Here is an 18273-nt window from a genome sequence, read left to right on the forward strand (position 1 = left end):
AGCAAAAAGCGCCCAAGCGAGCCTCACAAAAAGCCTGCCTGGACGCCGTTGTCTCAGGGACACCTGCACCGGTGCCAAATGTCGCACTGCTGGGATTGGACATACTTATTAATGGCCTGTCGTCTGATGGCGTTAGCGTTGTTATTTGCCCCTCAAACTCGATGGCTGCATTTTATTGTGCCGATAAACCCATTTGTGCTTTGTTGCTTGTTGCCAAGGTAATAGCAAGGCCTACGCCAACCAACCCATTAAAACAAAAACACCAAATTAAACAGAAGGTTAATAACCAATAAAATATCTTTCGACTTATCTTGTAGGCAGGTTTTTTGCTAACGTTGACTACTCACGGTGCATTCTTACCGCTTAGCGCACCAATAGCGTGCGCAGGCTGAGCGTAAGCGGCTGAAAAGGCGCTGCCTTCAATCTACCTCTTTAAACCAAAGCATTGATAATCAATATAAAAATAAATAATTAACGATATTTGGCTGATTAATTGCCCTGTACTGGTTAGATAAATTTAAGCTTAGCGGGCAGCCAACGGTGGCTGCTCTGTGCGAAACCCAACAAACGGGTTTGGCCTCAGCTACCGGGCAACGAAGCCCCTGATACGGTTTTCCTGGTAATCCACTTGCCCGGGACGCTGACTCAGGGGCTTTTTTTATTGGCTTTTCTTCAGCGCTGCCGAGTATTTGTGGATAGGCATTTGTAGCCAAGCGCTAAACTGTAAGGAGCAACCTATGATCGCTATCTCTCGGTGCTCGTCTGATGATCACTTGGTCATTATCGGCAACGGCATGGCGAGCCAGCGTCTGCTAGAGGCGGTCGTTAAATTGCCTCACCGACCCCAGCAGATAACGGTGATTGGTGCAGAAGCATCTCCCGCTTATAACCGGATACTGCTATCGCCACTGCTCGCCGATGAAATGCCGCCTAGCGCCCTCACCTTGCGGGATGCGCAGTGGTACGCCAAGCAAGGTATCACCCTCCACCTGAATGAATGCGTGCTGGAGATCAACCGCGAAGAGCAGCGTGTTGTCACTACCTGCCGCACGCTGACCTATGACCGCTTGGTGATTACCACCGGCTCACGCCCAACGCTGCCCGAGGTTCCCGGCATTGGCCTTAACGGCGTGTATGGGTTTCGTACCCTGCAAGATGCCGACACGCTCGCAACGCTTGCCCTACAGGGCGGCGAATGTGTCGTAATCGGCGGCGGTTTGTTGGGCCTGGAGGCCGCCGAAGGGCTTCGCAAGCGGGGTGCCAGCGTCAGCGTTCTACAGCGCAGCGAGCGATTGATGAATCGTCAGCTGGATAGCATGGCCGCTGGGCTGCTTGAAACGACGCTTACCCTGCGTGGCTTGACCATCTTAACCAATGCGCGCATCCGCCATTTTGAAGACGATGGCGCAGGCAACTTAGCCGTTGTTGTACTCGGGGATGGCCAGCGTCTGCCTGCTCAGAGCGTCATCGTGGCAACCGGTATTACACCTAACGCAGAACTGGGCCATCTGGCAGGCCTGGCAACGCAGCGCGCCATCATGGTTGATGACACGCTCACCACCTCAGACCCGCGTATTCACGCATTGGGTGAGTGCTGCCAGTTCGAGCAGCACACCTACGGCCTGGTCGAGCCAATCTGGCGCCAAGTAGATGTGTTAGCCAACACGCTGTGTGGCGATGGCAGCGCCCGCTATAGTGAGGCGCCGACCGCCACCAAGCTTAAAATCAGCGGCGTGGCCCTTTACGCGTTTGGCCCCACCGAGGCTGCGCCAGAACACGAAGTACTGCATTACAGCGACCCGGAAAGCGGTGATTACCGCCGTTTGTTACTGCGTAACGAAAGACTTGAAGGCGCGGTGCTGTATGGCGATACCCATTCCGGTCCCTGGTATTTCGCCCAAGCGCTGGCCAAAACCAATCTAGGCACCTGCCGCCAAGCGTTGCTGTTCGGTGAAGCCGATGCCAACGCCCTGCTTCTTGATACCCCACCCACTCCCTCATCGACGCTGGAGGCAGCTTAGCCATGTCCACCACCTCTAAACGCAACGTAATTATTATTGGTAACGGTATGGTCGGCCACCACCTGGTCGAACAGTTGGTTGAAAACGGCGCCTTGTCGCAGATGAGCGTCACCGTGTTTGGCGAAGAGCGCCACCGTGCTTATGATCGCGTGCACCTTTCTGAATACTTCAAGGGCCGCGACGCCGAAGCGCTGGCCCTGTGCGATGGCGACTACTACGCAAGCCATGGCGTGACATTCAACAGCAGCGAAGCGGTGGTCTCCATCGACCGCGCGGCAAAAACGCTAGCCACCGAGCGCGGCCATTACGCCTATGATCAGCTGGTAATGGCCACCGGCTCCTACCCGTTCGTGCCGCCCATTCCCGGTAACGATCGCGAAGGCTGCCTAGTCTATCGCACGCTGGACGACCTGGACGCCATCCGCGAGGCGGCGCAAAGTGCGGCCACCGGCGTTGTGGTGGGCGGCGGCCTGCTGGGTCTGGAAGCGGCTAACGCGCTGCGCGGGTTAAGTCTGGAAACCGCGGTAATCGAGTTTGCTCCACGCCTGATGCCCATGCAGGTGGATAGCGAGGGCGGCGAACTGCTGCGCGAAAAGATCGAAGCACTGGGTGTTCAGGTACTCACCGAGCGTGCCACTCAGCGCATTGAAGATGGCGCAACCAGCCGCCATCGCATGGTCTTTCAGGATGACAAAATACTGGAAACCGACCTGATCGTGTTCTCGGCGGGTATTCGCCCGCGTGATCAGTTGGCCCGGGAGTGTGGCCTGGAAATCGGCGAGCGCGGCGGCGTAGTGATCAACGATCAGTGCCAAACCAGCGACCCGGCGATTTTAGCCATTGGCGAAGTGGCGCTGTGGAATCAGAGTATTTTTGGCCTGGTGGCGCCTGGCTATCAGATGGCCAAGACAGCGCTTTCGACGCTCACCGGCGGCGACGCTTCTTTTACCGGTGCTGATATGAGCACCAAGCTTAAACTTCTGGGGGTAGACGTAGGTTCGATTGGCGATGCCCATGGCAACCAAAACCCCGGCGCGCGGATGTTTCGCTACCTTGACCCACTTACCCAGATTTACCGCAAGATGGTGGTCTCAAGTGACGGCAAGAAGCTTCTGGGGGCCATGCTGGTGGGCGATAACAGCGTCTACGACACACTGCTTCAGTACTACTCCAACGGTATCGAGCTGCCCAAAGAGCCCGCCTCACTGATTCTGCCGCAAAGCGACGCCGCCCCGGCACTTGGCCCGGATGCCCTGCCGAAAACAGCGATGATCTGCTCGTGCCATAACGTCACCAAGGCCAGCATTTGTACGGCCATTGACGCAGGCGCCAGCGACTTGGCATCCGTGAAAGGTGATACCCGCGCCAGCACCGGCTGCGGTGGCTGCGCGTCGCTGTTGAAAAGCGTGGTGGATCATGAATTGGCCGCACGCGGCGTTGAGGTGGATAAGTCGATTTGCGAGCACTTTCAGCACACCCGCCAAGAGCTTTACGACATCGTGCGTGTGGAGGGCATCAAGACCTTCAGCGAGTTGATCGAAAAGCACGGCGCGCCTAGCACCCACCACTTGGGCTGCGATATCTGCAAGCCTGCCGTAGGTTCTATTCTCGCCTCCTGCTTTAACGAGCCGATTACCGATGCCGCGCATATCCCGCTTCAGGATACCAACGACACCTTCATGGCCAATATGCAGAAAAACGGCACCTACTCGGTGGTGCCGCGCATTGCAGGCGGGGAAATCACGCCGGGTAAACTGGTGGTGCTGGGCCAAGTAGCGCAAAAGTATGGCCTTTATAGCAAGATCACTGGCGGCCAGCGGATCGATCTGTTCGGCGCCCGCCTGGAAGACCTGCCTGAGATCTGGGGCGAGCTGATTGAGGCCGGCTTTGAAACCGGCCACGCCTACGGCAAGTCGCTGCGTACGGTGAAATCCTGCGTGGGCAGCACCTGGTGTCGTTACGGCGTGCAGGACAGCGTGGGCATGGCGATCAAACTTGAGAACCGCTACAAGGGTCTTCGTGCACCTCACAAGATCAAGTTCGGTGTTTCCGGCTGCACTCGCGAGTGCGCCGAAGCCCAAAGCAAGGATATTGGGATTATCGCCACTGAAAACGGCTGGAACCTCTACGTGTGCGGTAACGGCGGTATGCGCCCACGCCATGCGGAGCTGTTTGCCACCGATCTTGACGATGAAGCCCTCTACCGCACCATCGACCGCTTTCTGATGTTCTATGTGCGCACGGCGGATCGCTTGCAGCGCACCTCGGTATGGCGGGAAAACCTGGAAGGCGGGCTGGAGTACCTTAAAGAGGTGATTCTCGACGACCGCCTGGGCATGGGCGAGGAACTGGAGCGCCAGATGCAAACCGTAGTGGACAACTATCAGTGCGAATGGGCAGGCGCCATCAGTGACCCGGATAAGCTCAAGCGCTTTAGAAGCTACGTCAACGACAGCCGCCCCGACCCATCGATCATCATGACCAGTGAGCGCGGCCAGCTACGGCCTGCCTAACCACCATCATTTCAAAGGGCTACTCCATGACCGCTACCGCAATGAAGCAAGCACCTGATATACAACGCAGGCACGGCCAGAAACTGTGCAGTAAAGCCGATCTGGTCGCGTTTTCCGGGGTTGCTGCGTGGCTTGAAACGCCACAGGGGCCAAAGCAAGTCGCGCTGTTCTACTTGCCGGGCCTCCCGCGTGAGCTTTACGCCATCGACCACCACGACCCGTTTTCCAACGCCAATGTCATCGCCCACGGTATTGTGGGCGATATAAAGGGCGCCGCCGTGGTGGCTTCACCCATCTACAAGCAGCACTTTCGTTTGGAAGATGGCCAGTGTCTGGAAGATGACAGCGTCACGCTAGGTACCTGGAAGGTGAGCTTTAAAGGGGTGGATGTGTGGGTTGAGGAATCAGCCACATAGGCGAAGATGCCCATGCAAGAAGCAGCTTAATCGTTCTCTGCCGTGCCGTTAACGGGCAAAAATACCCTGGGCAATGCGCATTTTTTCCTGACGCGTGCGCTCCAGGTGTTCCGTTAGATAAACAGCCGCTTGTTGATTATCTCCCGCCTCCAGCAGGTCAAGAATCGCCAAGTGCTCTTTATACTCGGGCACGGGCGATTCGCGCCGGGCATAAACGTGGTATTCAATCAGGCGACGCAACCGGTTAGCGCGTTTAAGGCTCTCAATCAGAAACTGGTTATTTGAGCCATTAACGATGCTTTCATGGAAGTAGGTGCCGTTTATATACATTTGACGCTCAGAGATCGTGTTTCCTTCTTCAGACACGGCCTCCGTTAACGATTCCCTTAACTGCTTGAAGACTTTCTTATTAATCTGGTAGCCAGGCTCTCTTAACGCGGCGGGCTCAATTAGTAACCGAAAACGAAAACACTGATCATACGTTGCCTGAGAGGTTAAGAATTCGTTAAATTCCCAGCCATAGCCCAAAAGCCTGGACACCCAGCCTTCAGCCTCCATGGCATGCATCGCTTGAAGAATCGTGCTGCGGCCAAGCGTATATTTTTTAGCAAGTTCCGCCTCGGTAATTTTCCCGGCGATCTGATTATTTAAATAATCGACGCCAATCGTAAAACACAGTGGCGAGATAGAAGAGCCTTGCTCTAGCGGCTCGACAGCATCGGCAAAAAGCCCACGTTTGGTATCCACTAAAAAGAAGCCGCGATTAGGCTGGCGCTTCACCACCCCCTGCTCTTCCAAAAACTGGAAGGCGGCACGAATGGGCGTCCGCGAGACCTTCAATTTCGTTACATAGCTCGCCTCCGTCAGGTGGCTCCCTACGGGTATAGCCTCTTCATGAATCAACGTGTGAATACGCTTTGCCAAACGCTCAGCGGTAAGAGGTGATGCACTATTAACCACGACCCATCCTTTAAGCGCTTGGCGCGACCGAGGCACCCTGAATATTATGCTTGGCTAACAAGCGAGCGACCTCTCCTTCCGCTTTTGCCTCTTCAATAAACGCGGATAGAAAAGCGGCGGCTTCCTGAGGGCGGTTTTTCGGAACGCCCATCGCCTGCTGGATCGTCATAAAGTGCCCAGGCAACAGCCGCAAACCACCAAACTCCTCAATACCCGCTTCCAGCTGCTGCTTCACGCCTGCGGCGATATCCAGCTTGTGTTCAATAAAGAACTCCACCACTTTCGGAGAAGTAGGTGCTCTAACCAGCTCGGCGTGTTGAATAGCGCGGCTAAGGTAAAGATCATAAGCACTGCCCTTACCAACCACGATCTTCTGACCATGGCGGTCAGCCTCTTGCTGATCCGTAATTGGCGAATCCTCGCGTACCAGATAGCAGCCTTCAATCAGCACATAGGGCGCAGTAAATTGAATACTTTCAGCACGCTTGGGGTCTAGCGCAAAAAAGCCCATATCGGCCTTTTCATCGCTGACAACGGCAACGGCCTCACCGGCGGAGGCATATACTTGAAGCTCAAGCTCAACTTCCAGCCTGTGCGCGATCATCTTTGCCAAATCAACCGAAACGCCGTAGGGCTGCTGATCGGCATCGAGCCCGGCCAAAATGGGGTTACCCACGTTAATAGTGGTGCGCAACACGCCGGTGGGCGCCATTAGATCTCTTAACCGGTTAATATCGTTCACTTATCACTTTCCTTATGAAAGGCTTGGCCAGTATTACTCAGGCCAATGTTTTTTTCAGTAGCGAGGGAATAACGCCGCCTTCTTTAAGCAGTGCAATTTCTGCCTGCGTATCGACCTGGGCGATAGCCATTAGCGTCTCTACCTCGCCTTGCTCTCTGAAAATATTAACCGTAATCCGAGCGCGAGGGGTTAGCGTATCGGCCTGCGCCTGAATCTCGATTTGATCACCCGGCTCAATATTCAGCGTGGTTGAGCTAACGCCCGCGGGTAAGCTCAGCGGCAAAATTCCCATGCCGATCAGGTTTGAGCGGTGAATACGCTCAAAACTTGCGGCAAGTACCGCACGAACGCCTAGCAGCCGCTGGCCTTTTGCAGCCCAGTCTCGCGATGACCCTATACCGTAGCGCTCCCCCGCGATGATCACAACGGACTCATTGGCTTCACGGTAGCGCCTGGCTGCCTCAAAAAGAGGCATAACATCGCCGCTGGGTATATGACGCGTGTGTGCAACCGGTGCATCGAGAGCAAGATAGTTTTTTAACGTTTTATTGTGGAAGGCGGCCCTTACCATGACCTCCCAATTGCCCCGGCGCGAGGCAAAAACGTTCAGATCGTCACGACGTTCACCACGCTCAACCAGATAGTCAGCGACACGGCTATCAGCCGGAATGGCGCTGGCAGGTGAGATATGGTCGGTCGTGACATCATCACCGACTATCAGCAGCGGGTAAGCAGTATAATGGCCTAGCTGACTGCCCTCGGATACCGCAGCAAACGGTGGGCGGCGCAGCGTGTTAGAAGCTTCCTCCCATGGGAAGGTCGCTGTTTTAGGCGCATCCAGAGCCTCCCAACGGGTGTTACGGCTTGCCTGTTTGAAATCTTTTGCAAAATCGGCAGCGTTCAGCGCCTCGGCTAACGCGGCATCGACGTCTTCCCTGGCAGGCCATAGGTCACGCAGGTAGATATTCCTACCTTCATACTCCGCCAGTGGCTTTTTGAAATCATGCTCGGCATTACCGGCCAAGGCAAAACCCACGACCAGCGCAGGCGACATGATAAACCCCAGATCAAGATCTGGGTGCACGCGTCCTGGGAAGTTTCGATTCCCCGACAGCATCGCTACTGCACGGCAGTTGCCTGCTTCCTGTGCCTGCCTGATCCCTGGGGGCAATGGCCCCGAGTTACCGATACAGGTAGTACACCCATACCCGACGATATCAAAACCGATAGCGGCCAGATCTTCCATTAGCCCTGCCCGTTTGAGATAGGTAGCGGCTGCTGGTGAGCCTGGAGCAAGCGAGGTTTTTACCCAAGCAGGCGGTGTTAATCCATAGCGGCGAGCCTTTCTGGCCAATAGCCCTGCGGTGATAATAAGGCGTGGATCGCTCGTGTTGGTGCAGCTAGTAATGGCAGCAATCGCTACGGGGTGGCGGGGCAGGTTTGAAACTGCGCGGTGAGGTGCTGCACTTGGCGTAAATTCAAGCTGTGACAACACTTCTCCCACATCGGTGTAGTCATGCACATCCTGGGGTCGCGTAGGCCCGGCTACCTGTACACCAATACCGCTTAAATCAATCTCTATACACTGTGTATAGGTAGGCTGCTCATCGGCTTCAAACCACAGTCCTGTCGCTTTGCAGTAGTGCTTTACCCGTGCAACGGCTTCTTTTGAACGCCCTGTTTGGTCAAGATAGCGCAGGGTTTGCTCATCCACCGCAAAAAAACCGGTAGTGGCGCCGTACTCAGGCGCCATATTAGCCACGACAGCACGGTCACCGGCCGTTAATGTGCTCACGCCCGGTCCAAAAAACTCAACGAACTTGCCCGTTACGTTCAGCGCCCTCAAGCGCTGAGTAACTATCAGCGCCAAGTCGGTGGCCTGTGCTTGCGGCGCCAGTGTGCCTGTCAGCTTAACCCCCACCACGTCAGGAATGCGTAGCATGGTGGGCACACCAAACATTACCGTTTCCGCCTCCAGGCCACCTACTCCCCAGCCCAATACACCAATGCCGTTAACCATTGGTGTATGGCTATCAGTACCTATCATCGTATCGGGCACCATCCAGCATTCGCCGCCACGCTCTTGAGTGGTTACGACGGTGGCCAGTTGCTCAAGGTTTAGCGTGTGCATAATACCGGTGCCCGGCGGATGAATGGTCACGCCTTCAAGTGCATTAGAGGCCCAGCGTAAAAAACGATACCGCTCGCGGTTACGGCGCATTTCGTGCTGAAGGTTGTCCTCTGAGGCGCTGCTGCTGGCGAACACTTCCACAGCAAGCGAATGATCTACAGAAACATCTACCGGTAAATGCGGTTTAAGCACTTCAGGGTCACCACCCGCCTCACGTATTGCATCACGCATAGCGGCAATATCCACTAACGCAGGTGTGCTCGTTGTATCGTGCATCAATATCCGTCCCGGCTGAAAGGCGATTTCATCACTGCTCGTGCCGTTTTCCAGCCACCTCAAAAGCGCTTGAATACTGCGCTTGCGCTCCTCCCCCATCGTATTACGCATAATATTTTCAAGCAGAAGGCGCAGCACATAGGGCAGCTTATGAAGCGTCTCGCCGAGTAGTTTGGGTAGTTCGATAATCGCGTAATCATGGCCCTTGAACGTCAAATAGCCATGCGTGTAGTGGGTTAGCTTCTCAAGCTTGTGCATAGTTCATGCCGCCGTATCTGACGATTGTCGTTATTAACTGGTGAGTCGATCTCAGGCGCCATAATTGCACTTTATTAATCAAAAATACAATATTTGCTTTAGCCGACTTCCTGTCCTGAAGAGGTCTACTGTTTGATTTTTCCAATGAAAACGCCGCCTGATAGGCGGCGTTAGAAGCAGAAGTGCGTTACAACCATTAGCCGTTAAGCATTAAGAAAATCGATCAACGCTTTATTAAACTCGTCAGCGTGGGTGGTGTTAATCGCATGCGGGCCGCCTTCACTAGCGCTGGTACCTGCTTTTCCCAGGAACGGCCGCTTAATGGCCATCCATGGATAAGCACCACAGGTTTGCCTGCGCCGTATACCTCATAATAAATCTCTACCGGCGTTCCCTGTTCTGTACCCGCGCTTAACACTGGCATCGTTAGCCCCTCCTGATTGGCTGCGTATTGATCAACAGCATGCCTTCAAGGTAGTACACGCTTTTTAACGTTACCAAGGTACGCAGCACAGAGCGTTGCTGGGCCTTATAACGCCGCTTTCAGCAGACTGCCTTCAAGGCACACTGATATACTAGGCAATCAACGCGCTTGTCGGCCACTTGGGAGTGCGCTGGCAAGATATCCATGGCATCGAAGCTGGCTTTCTGCAACACATGCTGAGAGGCATCGTTCTCGACAGAAACAATCGCCGTTAGCGTAGTGAGACCATAGACACCGCGCGCTTCCTTCATTAGATGCTTAAGCGCCCTATAAGCAACTCCTTGACCGCAGGCACTTTTTGCAATGCGATAACCTACCTTCGCTTGGTGTTCGTCAATATCGCGCAAATTGGCGCGGCCGATAAGCATTCCTCTCTTGCGTATCAACAGCGGGCTCATTCGACGCTGGGCATTCAGGGAAAGGCACTCAACAATATGCTGTGAGACGCCTTGAGGCGTATAAAAATGCCTATAACGCGCTTCAATATGCTGCTCAAACCAGGCACGTTCGGCGGTTTCAAACGCCAACAGGTCGACAGCGTCTTCAGGGGTTAATAGCGAAAAGGTTAAGTCCTTGGCATGACGCATAACGTCCTTCTCTTTGTGAGTACTTTGTCACTCGCCTTTGTGGCCTTAATGCATAGCATTCGTTGGTTCAAAGATGAAAAATGTTGCTATGCTTGCGGGTTATATCACTGGCGGTGGGGCCAAATATCCATGAAAACAGAAACGCGTACACTGGCATTTTCCGCCTTTATGGCGCTCTTGATTGGCTGTGCCGGAATTACCGCTACACTCGCCTCCAATTCCCAGGCTATTTTGCTCGATGGGTTATTTAACCTAATCTACTTTAGTGTAGCTTTAGTGACGATCAAGGTGAGTAAATTAGCCAGCCGCCCTGATAGTGAATCTTATCCGTTTGGATACAGTTACTTCGAGTCGCTGGTTAACCTGTGTAAAGGGTTATTAATTCTGGGTGTTTCCATCTTTGCTTTGGTCGATGCCATTGTCGCGCTCCTCTCTGGCGGGCGAGAGATTGCAGCGGGCCTTGCGGTCATCTATGCCCTGTTTGCCACGCTTGCCTGCTCGCTGACCGCTTGGGTAATGCACCGCAGCCAACGCTATACCGCAAGCCCTCTGATCGCGGCCGACAAACTCAACTGGATCGTCAATAGTGTGATTTCCGCAGCAGTTCTCGCGGCATTTTGCCTGGTCGTACTCCTTGAGCAGTTAAATTTGAACACGCTAGTGCCGTATATCGATTCGGTACTGGTTATTGCGGTCGTTGTGCTGTGCCTGGGCGTGCCTGTACGCATGGCCTCCCAAGCGCTGAAGGAGTTACTCAATAAAACGCCCGAAGAAGCCATTGCTGCCCCTGTGCGCGACGCTATTTCCCAAGCACTGGCAGAAACGCATACCCAAGAAGTCCGTGTGCGTATGGTACGTCCAGGGCGCCTGCTTTACGTTATGGTGCACGTGGTGCTGCCTGATGAAGGCATCACCACGTCGTTAACCGCTCAGGATGACCTACGCGCACGGATTGATGAGCAGGTGCGCCGCTGCTACGTACCGGTCGTATGCGATGTGGTGTTTACCGCAGACACGCTGTGGGCAGCGCCCTCTTGTGGGTTGCTGATTGAGCGACACACGTAAGCAAAGCGCACGATTTATGGCTGGCGAATGGCCGTCAGCCGCTTGGAAGGCTTGTTCCGGCCGATGAGCAGCAAACTAACCGTGGCAATGGAACCCACCAGTAACGCCACGCCAAATAGCGTCAATGCGGCTACATGCCCGACTGAATCAACAAGGGCTCCCGTTGTCATTACCGGGAGGCTAAATCCCACATACGCCATCAAAAAATAGCCGGCGCTTGCCTGGTTAGAAGACGGGCCAGCAATGGCTAGCACTCCGCTTAAGCCCCCCAAATAGATAAACCCATAGCAGGCGCTGCTGGCCGCAACTGCTCCCAGTAACACAGCTACCAGGCTTCCTTGAAGGGCGCCCCAAGCAATTAATCCGTAGGCGAGAGGTAAGATCATCAACCCCAGCACCGTGGCCTTCACGGGCGCCAAGGCGCGTGCCCAAGGCTGAAACAATACTCCGCAGCTGCAAATGCCAAACGTGGCAAAACCACTCCAGGGTGTTAAACCGTTCTGGCTTAACGTGGAGGGCAATATAGCAATCACCAACCCTACGGTTGCCCATGCAAGTAAAATGGCTAGCCCAAAGCTCAGTGTTCCCGGCGGATAACCTGGCAGTCGCCACATCGCACTTTGGGTAGCAGCAGGTGCGATATTTTTTAGTGGCATCACTGCAACTAACGCAATGGTGCCTACGCCCAGATACAGCCATAGGCTTGGCGGCGTCACACTGGGCGTATGGAGAATAAACAAACTGGTAACCGCCGCACCCAAACCAAACCCAAGCGCGGTACTGGACGTTACGTACGTCGTTGCCATGCGACTGCCGTCACTATTAAGTAACTGATGCATATATCCAGGCGCGACGGCTGAGGTCAGCCCGGTACCAATGCCTAATAAAAAGCGCGCAACCCCCAGCGTTATCAAGCCAGGCATCAACAGGGTTAGCGCAGTGGCACTTAAACAGAGCAGAAGTGCGACAATGATTAGCGGTTTAGGACCCACCCGATCCGCCAGCCCATTAAGCCCCAGCAATACCGGCATGACGCCCGCGACGTAACAAGCAAACGCGAGTGTGGCTGCGCCCACGCCGACGCCTGCTTTCGCCGCCAGGATATCGTAAAGCGGTGCCTGTAAATTAACCGCAGTGGTAATCATACATAGTGCAAAAGCCAACCGGGGCGCGTTATATCGGTCCATCTGTTTTCCTAAACGGGTCATGGGTTAAGCCATTACGCTCGCACCCATCCCACCTAGAGGTAAGGTACACTTGTCCATCATTACCCAAGCACTGTTCCTGCGTTTGTGAGAACAGTGGCCGGCAGCAGAGATGTTTATGAAACTTCAGGTCGACCGACATGCCGCTTCCCCAATTGCGCAGCAGCTTGAAAAGAGTATTCGCCATTGGATTCAAGAGAATGGAGCGGGCGGGCGTCGCTTACCTTCCATACGCCGCCTAGCGGCAGAGCTCGATATTAGCCGTAATGCGGTTATTGACGCCTACGAACGGTTGGTGGCTATTGGCCTGGTTCGCTCAAGACCCGGCTCCGGATTCTTTATCGCTGATGGCGCTGCCGTTACCCCCCAACCATCGTTAGCCTCTCCCCCTCTTCAAGAAGTTACCAATGGACTATGGGGGCTTTTTAGCGCTAATGAGCACTCGCTAAAACTGGGCTGCGGGTGGTTGCCTAATGCTTGGCGCGAGAGCGAAGACCTGACCTACGCCATTCGCCAAGTGGCGCGTAAAAGCCAATCAGGAATTTTTGAATACAGCACGCCCCAAGGACTGCAGGAGCTTCGCAGCTTGATCCAGGAGCGCTTGCGCCCCCTCGCAATATCAGCAAGTGCTGAGCAAATTGTCATGACCAGCGGCGGCAGCCATTCACTGGATTTATTGGTGAGAATGCTGCTTGAGCCCGGCGACGTGGTGTTTGTGGAATCGCCGGGCTATTACAACCTATTCGGCTTGCTGCATTTACAGCGCGTTCGCGTGATAGGGATACCGCGCCTTGCTGATGGGCCGGATATTAACCGTTTGGAAGCCCTCTTAGCAGAGTACCGTCCCAAGCTTTTTTACGTGAACAGCGTGTTTCAAAACCCTACCGGCAGTACGCTCACACCGGCGATTGCACATCGCGTTTTACAGCTCGCCGAGCAGTACGATTTCACGATTGTAGAAGACGATATCTACGCTGACTTTCAGCACACCCCGACCACACGGCTCGCCGCACTGGATGGTCTTAAACGAGTTATTTACCTGTCCAGCTTTTCCAAAACGCTCACCTCATCGCTGCGGGTCGGCTTTATAGCCGCCCCGCCTTCACTAGTGCAACGGCTTGTGGATATCAAGATGTTAACCAGCATTTCCTCCTCGCGCTTTGCTGAGCAGGTGCTGATCACGCTGCTTCAAAACGGCAGCTATCGAAAACTCACTGAACGCTTAAGAACCCGGCTCTCCAACCAGATGGCACTGGCGCTTACGCAGCTCAAGCAAGTCGGTTGGGAGGTATTCACTGAACCGGCAGGCGGCATGTTTGTATGAGCCAAATCGCCGGTGGAGAAGGAAGCACTAATGGCGAGCGCACGCCGTTTTGACATCATGCTATCGCCCAGCCACTTGTTTTTCCCTGACAATCAAACAACGCCATGGCTGCGCCTGAATATCGCCTATCTGCAGGACCCAAGAGCTAAAGCGTTTATTGCCGCCAATAGCGATCAAGGCAACACGCCAAAATAGGTCATCAAACCAACAATGACGCTGATGGTGACAAAGGACATGAGCGTGCTCGCCATCAGTGCACCGGCAGCCACGTTTCCCATACCATAACGCTGCCCCAGTAAAGGATAGACACTTGCCATGGGCGCGCTGGCAGTTACGCCACGTAGTTGCAGCCCATAGAGTGAGATAGAAAGAGCCGATAGATATGCTCTGCACTATTTTAAATCACGATACTGGGCATAGGTATCTCGAGCCCGGCCAAGATGCTGACGCATCATTTCTCGTGCGGCATTGCCATCACGGCATAAAATAGCATTGAGAATTTGGACATGCTCTTCTTGCACCCGCTCCAGATAGCGCTGAGAAGAAAGCGGATTAATATCATTACTCAGAAGCTTGGCTCGTGGAATCACGCTTTGACTCCACTGCTCATAGAACGATTGAAAAAAAGGGTTTTTAGTCGCCGTAGCAATTGCAAAATGAAATAGATAGTCTTCTTCCCGAGCCTGGGACTTGGTTTCATAAGCATTGGCAAACGCTTGGTGTTGGAATTCCAAGCGCTGCCGGTCTTCCTCATCGTAGCGCAGGGCTGCCAACTCGGCAGCCGCAGGCTCCAATGTTAAGCGCAGCTCCAAAAGATGCAAAATATCTTCCACCGTAGTGGGATTGATACGCTCTGCTGGAAGCGCCTTCAATTTAGAAGAACGCAGAACGGACGTACCTACACCACGTCGGGTTTCTACCAACCCTAATGATTTTAGATGAGTAATGGCTTCTCGGATAACGGTACGGCTTACACCAAAGGATTCACAAAGGCTATTTTCTGTTGGCAGTTTATCGCCTACCGCCACCTTGCCTTGTGTGATAAGCGCCTCTAACTGATCCGCCACATGAACAGACAAACTGCCCTGCTGAGCGACTTTATTGACCTTAAATGACGCCGTACCAGGTGTCTGTTTGATCATATCAACGATCCTTTCCATTTATTTACCTGCTTGTACTATATCGTACAAACAAAGCTCTATAAGTACTATTAGGCTTTATAAGGGTGACCAATTGCGGCAAGCTTTCCTCCTCGATACCGCATTGCCCCATCATTGCGGTCAATAGTCACAAACATGATATTCCGTCTTTCCACGCTGTGGCTAAGAGTTACCCTCGAAGTACCTAGCCTAAAAAAACCAGCATGGGAGTTATCTCAACGCTATTGGGCGCCCCATAAACAACGGCATGTTCTAAACGCGGTGTTAAAAAAGCACGTTTTAACAAGCCGATAAAGTCATTCAGGCTCAGCCATGTGGCCATCATGCGAATATCTGCGGGCTTGTCAAAACAGGAGACAATCCGCATGCTCAACGTTTCAACACCGGGAAAGAGGCGGGTAAGACCGTCAGCACGGGGCTCTTTCGTCGAGCGTTGAAAAAAATGACTTCAGCTTCAAACACATCCGGCACTCACTCAAGGCACTGCGTGACGGGCTGGGTTCCCCCCCCAAGGCCTTCTCAAGACACTCCAACAGCAGGAAACCCAGGGTGAGCACGAGATCTATTACTTTGATGAGCTAGGCTTTTCACAATCGTCATCAGTACCCTATGCGTGGTGTCCTATCGGCCTACTCGCCGGAGCTGAATCTGATTGAGATACTATGGCGTCAGATAAAATACGCATGTCTGCCGTTGAGTGCTTACCTTTTTGCGCGATTAATTTTGATCAAGCTTAGCCGTCGATACAAAAAAGCGGCCCGCAGGCCGCTTTATCTATCACTTCACTTTCGATTAGAGGCTAGTGCTCACGCTTACCATCAACGAGACGGCTGACGTTCAGCGGGTTATCTTCTTTAAGGGCTTCTGGCAGCAGTTCAGCAGAGAGCGACTGGTAACATACCGGACGTAGGAAGCGCTTAATAGCGGCACTGCCCACTGACGTTGTCCGGCTATCAGATGTTGAGGGGAACGGGCCCCCGTGGACCATAGCGTGACAGACCTCAACACCGGTCGGCCAACCATTGGCCATGATACGACCCGCTTTACGCTCTAGCGTCGGGATTAACGATTTTGCTAGATCAGTATCGGCATCATCCATATGCAGTGTGGCCGTTAGCTGGCCTTCCAGCTGTTCAGCTACTTGCTTAACTTCAGTCATATCCTGGCATTCGATAACCAGCGAGCTTGCGCCGAATACTTCAGCCTGAAGCGCTTCTGAGCTCAGGAAATCGCTTGCAGCGGTCGCAAACAGACCTGTTTGGCACTGGTAGTCACCACTACCCATTTGGCCACGGGCAATTTCACGTACTTTAGCTTCACTGGATAGTGCAGAAACGCCTTCTTGATAAGCCTTGTGGATACCCGGCGACAGCATCGTTTGAGCTGCACTACCCTCAACGGCAGCTTGCGCGGCGCTCATGAACTTATCCAGATCAGGTCCTTTAACAGCAATTACTAAGCCAGGGTTGGTACAGAATTGACCAGCACCCATGTTCAGCGAGCCGACGAACGCTTCACCTAATGCTTCGCTGCGTGCCTTCAATGCTTCAGGCAGCAGGAAGACCGGGTTGATACTGCTCATTTCAGCATAAACCGGAATCGGCTGAGCGCGCCCTTGGGCCGTTTTCATAAGCGCCATACCACCACTACGAGAGCCGGTAAACCCAACAGCCTGAATACGCGGGTCCGCAACCAAGGCTTGGCCTATTTCGCTACCCGACCCAAAGAGCAGGGAGAACACACCTTCAGGCAGTTGGCAGGCATTTACTGCTTTTTGAATTGCGCGTCCAACAAGCTCCGAGGTCCCCGGGTGAGCCGAGTGCGCCTTGACCACTACCGGGCAGCCCGCTGCCAATGCAGACGCTGTATCACCACCGGCTACAGAGAAAGCCAGCGGGAAGTTACTTGCACCGAAAACAGCAACCGGGCCAAGAGCGATATGGCGTTGGCGCAAATCAGGGCGCGGCATCGGCTGACGATCCGGCATGGCAGGGTCAACACGCACATCCAACCACTCTCCCGCGCGTACAACAGAAGCGAACAAACGTAGCTGACCGCAGGTTCTGCCACGCTCACCTTCGATGCGCGCCTGGGGCAGGCCGGTTTCAGCCATAGCGCGTTCAATCAACTCGCTACCGATGGCCTCGATTTCATCGGCAATCTTTTCAAGAAAGGCGGCACGCGCCTCTAGAGGTATTTCACGGTAAGTATCAAATGCCTCCCAGGCGAGTGATGTTGCCTCCTCAACATGCGCCTGATTCAACCCCTTATACTCGGGTGAAAGTGTCTCACCGGTAGATGGATCAATCGCCTGGATAACAACTCGATCACCTTCAACAGCGCGCTGCCCAATTAGTGAGGTACCTTGCAATGTCATCATTCACTCCTTTCGGATGGCTTGTATTGTGCATACATTTCTAATGCTCGATTAAGATGTTGAAACATCGTTTCTCGGGCTGCTTCTGCATCACGCGACAAGATTGCCTCAAGTATGAAGGTATGTTCTTCGCGAACACGCTCCAAATAACGCTCTGCCGCTTGCGGGTTAATATCAATGCTGAGCAATTTAGCACGCGGTATCACGCGATGATCCAATTGCCCAAACATCGCTTCGAATACTGGGTTCTTGGTGGCTCTTGCAATCGCTTTATGGAAAGCAAAATCTTCATCCCTGGCCTGGGTTTTCGCAGCGTGTGCCGCGATAAAAGCAGTATGCCTAACACGAAGGTCTAGAGCATCCTGCTCATCATAGCGCAGGGCAGCAAGCTCAGCGGCTGCAGGCTCTATGGCTAGGCGCAGCTCAAGCACATGAAGAATATCCAACACCATGGTCGGGTTAATCCGCTCGGCGGGCCTTGCCTCAACCGCGTTAGAGCGCAGTACTGTCGTACCGACTCCGCGCCGCGTTTCCACCAGCCCAAGCGATTTAAGGTGCGTAATGGCTTCGCGAACGACCGTTCGGCTAACCCCGAATGACTCACATAGTCGGTTTTCAGTAGGCAGCTTTTGGCCAGCAACGATTTTTTGTTGGACAATTAGCGTTTCCAGTTGATCAGCCACATGGGCTGAAAGACTTCCCTGTCTTTTAACTCGATGAAAACCTAAATGTGCAATATCCGGTGGCATAGTCA

Annotated in this window: 14 protein-coding genes and 2 pseudogenes; 6 read left to right on the forward strand and 10 right to left on the reverse strand. The window is 53.8% G+C overall.

The features are described from left to right. Positions 1–737: 737 nt before the first annotated feature. The 3 genes from FKN99_RS11915 to nirD are packed head-to-tail and all read left to right on the forward strand — an operon-like array spanning position 738 to position 4950. Entirely contained in the window at positions 738–2021 is a 1284-nt protein-coding gene (locus tag FKN99_RS11915; RefSeq protein ID WP_172118055.1) for an NAD(P)/FAD-dependent oxidoreductase, read from the forward strand. Positions 2022–2023: 2 nt separating this feature from the next. Beyond that, positions 2024–4534 carry a nitrite reductase large subunit NirB gene (gene nirB / locus FKN99_RS11920; protein ID WP_172118056.1) on the forward strand — a complete coding sequence of 837 codons (2511 nt, stop codon included), beginning with the start codon at positions 2024–2026 and terminating at the stop codon, positions 4532–4534. Positions 4535–4560: 26 nt separating this feature from the next. Then, positions 4561–4950 carry a nitrite reductase small subunit NirD gene (nirD, locus tag FKN99_RS11925; RefSeq protein WP_172118058.1) on the forward strand — a complete coding sequence of 130 codons (390 nt, stop codon included), beginning with the start codon at positions 4561–4563 and terminating at the stop codon, positions 4948–4950. Positions 4951–4998: 48 nt separating this feature from the next. On the opposite strand, the gene FKN99_RS11930 is transcribed toward nirD, so the two are convergent. The 5 genes from FKN99_RS11930 to FKN99_RS11950 form a co-directional block, all read right to left on the reverse strand. After that, positions 4999–5910, reverse strand: coding sequence for a GntR family transcriptional regulator (locus FKN99_RS11930; RefSeq protein ID WP_172118059.1), 912 nt, complete (start codon positions 5908–5910; stop codon positions 4999–5001). Between the two features lie 10 nt (positions 5911–5920). Next, positions 5921–6652 carry an ABC transporter substrate-binding protein gene (locus FKN99_RS11935; RefSeq protein WP_319941286.1) on the reverse strand — a complete coding sequence of 244 codons (732 nt, stop codon included), beginning with the start codon at positions 6650–6652 and terminating at the stop codon, positions 5921–5923. 37 nt (positions 6653–6689) lie between these two features. Further along, a complete protein-coding gene (gene acnA, locus FKN99_RS11940; RefSeq protein ID WP_172118061.1) occupies positions 6690–9317 on the reverse strand; it encodes an aconitate hydratase AcnA in 2628 nt (875 codons plus the stop codon). A 203-nt stretch (positions 9318–9520) separates the two neighbouring features. Beyond that, complete coding sequence (locus FKN99_RS18005) at positions 9521–9646, reverse strand: hypothetical protein (protein ID WP_264757786.1); 126 nt, start codon at positions 9644–9646, stop codon at positions 9521–9523. 214 nt (positions 9647–9860) lie between these two features. Beyond that, positions 9861–10388 (reverse strand): GNAT family N-acetyltransferase, encoded by a 528-nt coding sequence (locus FKN99_RS11950; protein ID WP_172118062.1) that lies wholly within the window; start codon positions 10386–10388, stop codon positions 9861–9863. A gap of 129 nt (positions 10389–10517) precedes the next feature. On the opposite strand from FKN99_RS11950, the gene FKN99_RS11955 reads away from it, so the two are divergent. Beyond that, positions 10518–11453: a cation diffusion facilitator family transporter gene (locus FKN99_RS11955; protein ID WP_172118064.1), complete on the forward strand. Its 936-nt coding sequence runs from the start codon at positions 10518–10520 to the stop codon at positions 11451–11453. A gap of 14 nt (positions 11454–11467) precedes the next feature. Here FKN99_RS11955 and FKN99_RS11960 read toward each other — a convergent pair whose 3' ends face one another. Next, a complete protein-coding gene (locus tag FKN99_RS11960; protein WP_172118065.1) occupies positions 11468–12640 on the reverse strand; it encodes an MFS transporter in 1173 nt (390 codons plus the stop codon). 136 nt (positions 12641–12776) lie between these two features. On the opposite strand from FKN99_RS11960, the pseudogene FKN99_RS11965 reads away from it, so the two are divergent. Further along, a pseudogene (locus FKN99_RS11965) lies at positions 12777–14177 on the forward strand (aminotransferase-like domain-containing protein). On the opposite strand, the gene FKN99_RS11970 reads toward FKN99_RS11965, so the two are convergent. Together FKN99_RS11970 and FKN99_RS11975 are read right to left on the reverse strand one after the other, a co-directional pair. Continuing rightward, positions 14156–14299 carry a hypothetical protein gene (locus FKN99_RS11970; protein ID WP_253927035.1) on the reverse strand — a complete coding sequence of 48 codons (144 nt, stop codon included), beginning with the start codon at positions 14297–14299 and terminating at the stop codon, positions 14156–14158. The pseudogene FKN99_RS11965 and the gene FKN99_RS11970 overlap by 22 nt on opposite strands. Before the next feature lie 75 nt (positions 14300–14374). Then, complete coding sequence (locus FKN99_RS11975; protein ID WP_172118067.1) at positions 14375–15124, reverse strand: FadR/GntR family transcriptional regulator; 750 nt, start codon at positions 15122–15124, stop codon at positions 14375–14377. Between the two features lie 406 nt (positions 15125–15530). On the opposite strand from FKN99_RS11975, the pseudogene FKN99_RS11980 reads away from it, so the two are divergent. Further along, positions 15531–15771, forward strand: a pseudogene (locus FKN99_RS11980) (IS630-like element ISHsp2 family transposase); the annotation flags it as partial. Between the two features lie 170 nt (positions 15772–15941). Here the strand turns inward: FKN99_RS11980 and FKN99_RS11985 are convergent. Then, the gene (locus FKN99_RS11985) at positions 15942–17519 is read right to left on the reverse strand and encodes an aldehyde dehydrogenase (NADP(+)) (protein WP_172118197.1); all 1578 of its coding nucleotides are present in this window, start codon (positions 17517–17519) and stop codon (positions 15942–15944) included. Beyond that, entirely contained in the window at positions 17519–18268 is a 750-nt protein-coding gene (locus tag FKN99_RS11990; RefSeq protein ID WP_172118068.1) for a FadR/GntR family transcriptional regulator, read from the reverse strand. Before FKN99_RS11990 ends, FKN99_RS11985 begins: the two co-directional genes overlap by 1 nt. Between the last annotated feature and the right edge of the window lie 5 nt (positions 18269–18273).

Source organism: Halomonas hibernica (assembly GCF_013183775.1).
Classification (GTDB): domain Bacteria; phylum Pseudomonadota; class Gammaproteobacteria; order Pseudomonadales; family Halomonadaceae; genus Vreelandella; species Vreelandella citrativorans.

Bases quoted from the DNA above. Each gene is read 5' to 3' on its own strand.
- FKN99_RS11915 (WP_172118055.1), top strand. From the start codon at position 738: ATGATCGCTATCTCTCGGTGCTCGTCTGATGATCACTTGGTCATTATC.
- nirB (WP_172118056.1), top strand. From the start codon at position 2,024: ATGTCCACCACCTCTAAACGCAACGTAATTATTATTGGTAACGGTATG.
- nirD (WP_172118058.1), top strand. From the start codon at position 4,561: ATGACCGCTACCGCAATGAAGCAAGCACCTGATATACAACGCAGGCAC.
- acnA (WP_172118061.1), bottom strand. From the start codon at position 9,317: ATGCACAAGCTTGAGAAGCTAACCCACTACACGCATGGCTATTTGACG.
- FKN99_RS18005 (WP_264757786.1), bottom strand. From the start codon at position 9,646: ATGGCCATTAAGCGGCCGTTCCTGGGAAAAGCAGGTACCAGCGCTAGT.
- FKN99_RS11950 (WP_172118062.1), bottom strand. From the start codon at position 10,388: ATGCGTCATGCCAAGGACTTAACCTTTTCGCTATTAACCCCTGAAGAC.
- FKN99_RS11955 (WP_172118064.1), top strand. From the start codon at position 10,518: ATGAAAACAGAAACGCGTACACTGGCATTTTCCGCCTTTATGGCGCTC.
- FKN99_RS11960 (WP_172118065.1), bottom strand. From the start codon at position 12,640: ATGGACCGATATAACGCGCCCCGGTTGGCTTTTGCACTATGTATGATT.
- FKN99_RS11970 (WP_253927035.1), bottom strand. From the start codon at position 14,299: ATGGCAAGTGTCTATCCTTTACTGGGGCAGCGTTATGGTATGGGAAAC.
- FKN99_RS11975 (WP_172118067.1), bottom strand. From the start codon at position 15,124: ATGATCAAACAGACACCTGGTACGGCGTCATTTAAGGTCAATAAAGTC.
- FKN99_RS11985 (WP_172118197.1), bottom strand. From the start codon at position 17,519: ATGACATTGCAAGGTACCTCACTAATTGGGCAGCGCGCTGTTGAAGGT.
- FKN99_RS11990 (WP_172118068.1), bottom strand. From the start codon at position 18,268: ATGCCACCGGATATTGCACATTTAGGTTTTCATCGAGTTAAAAGACAG.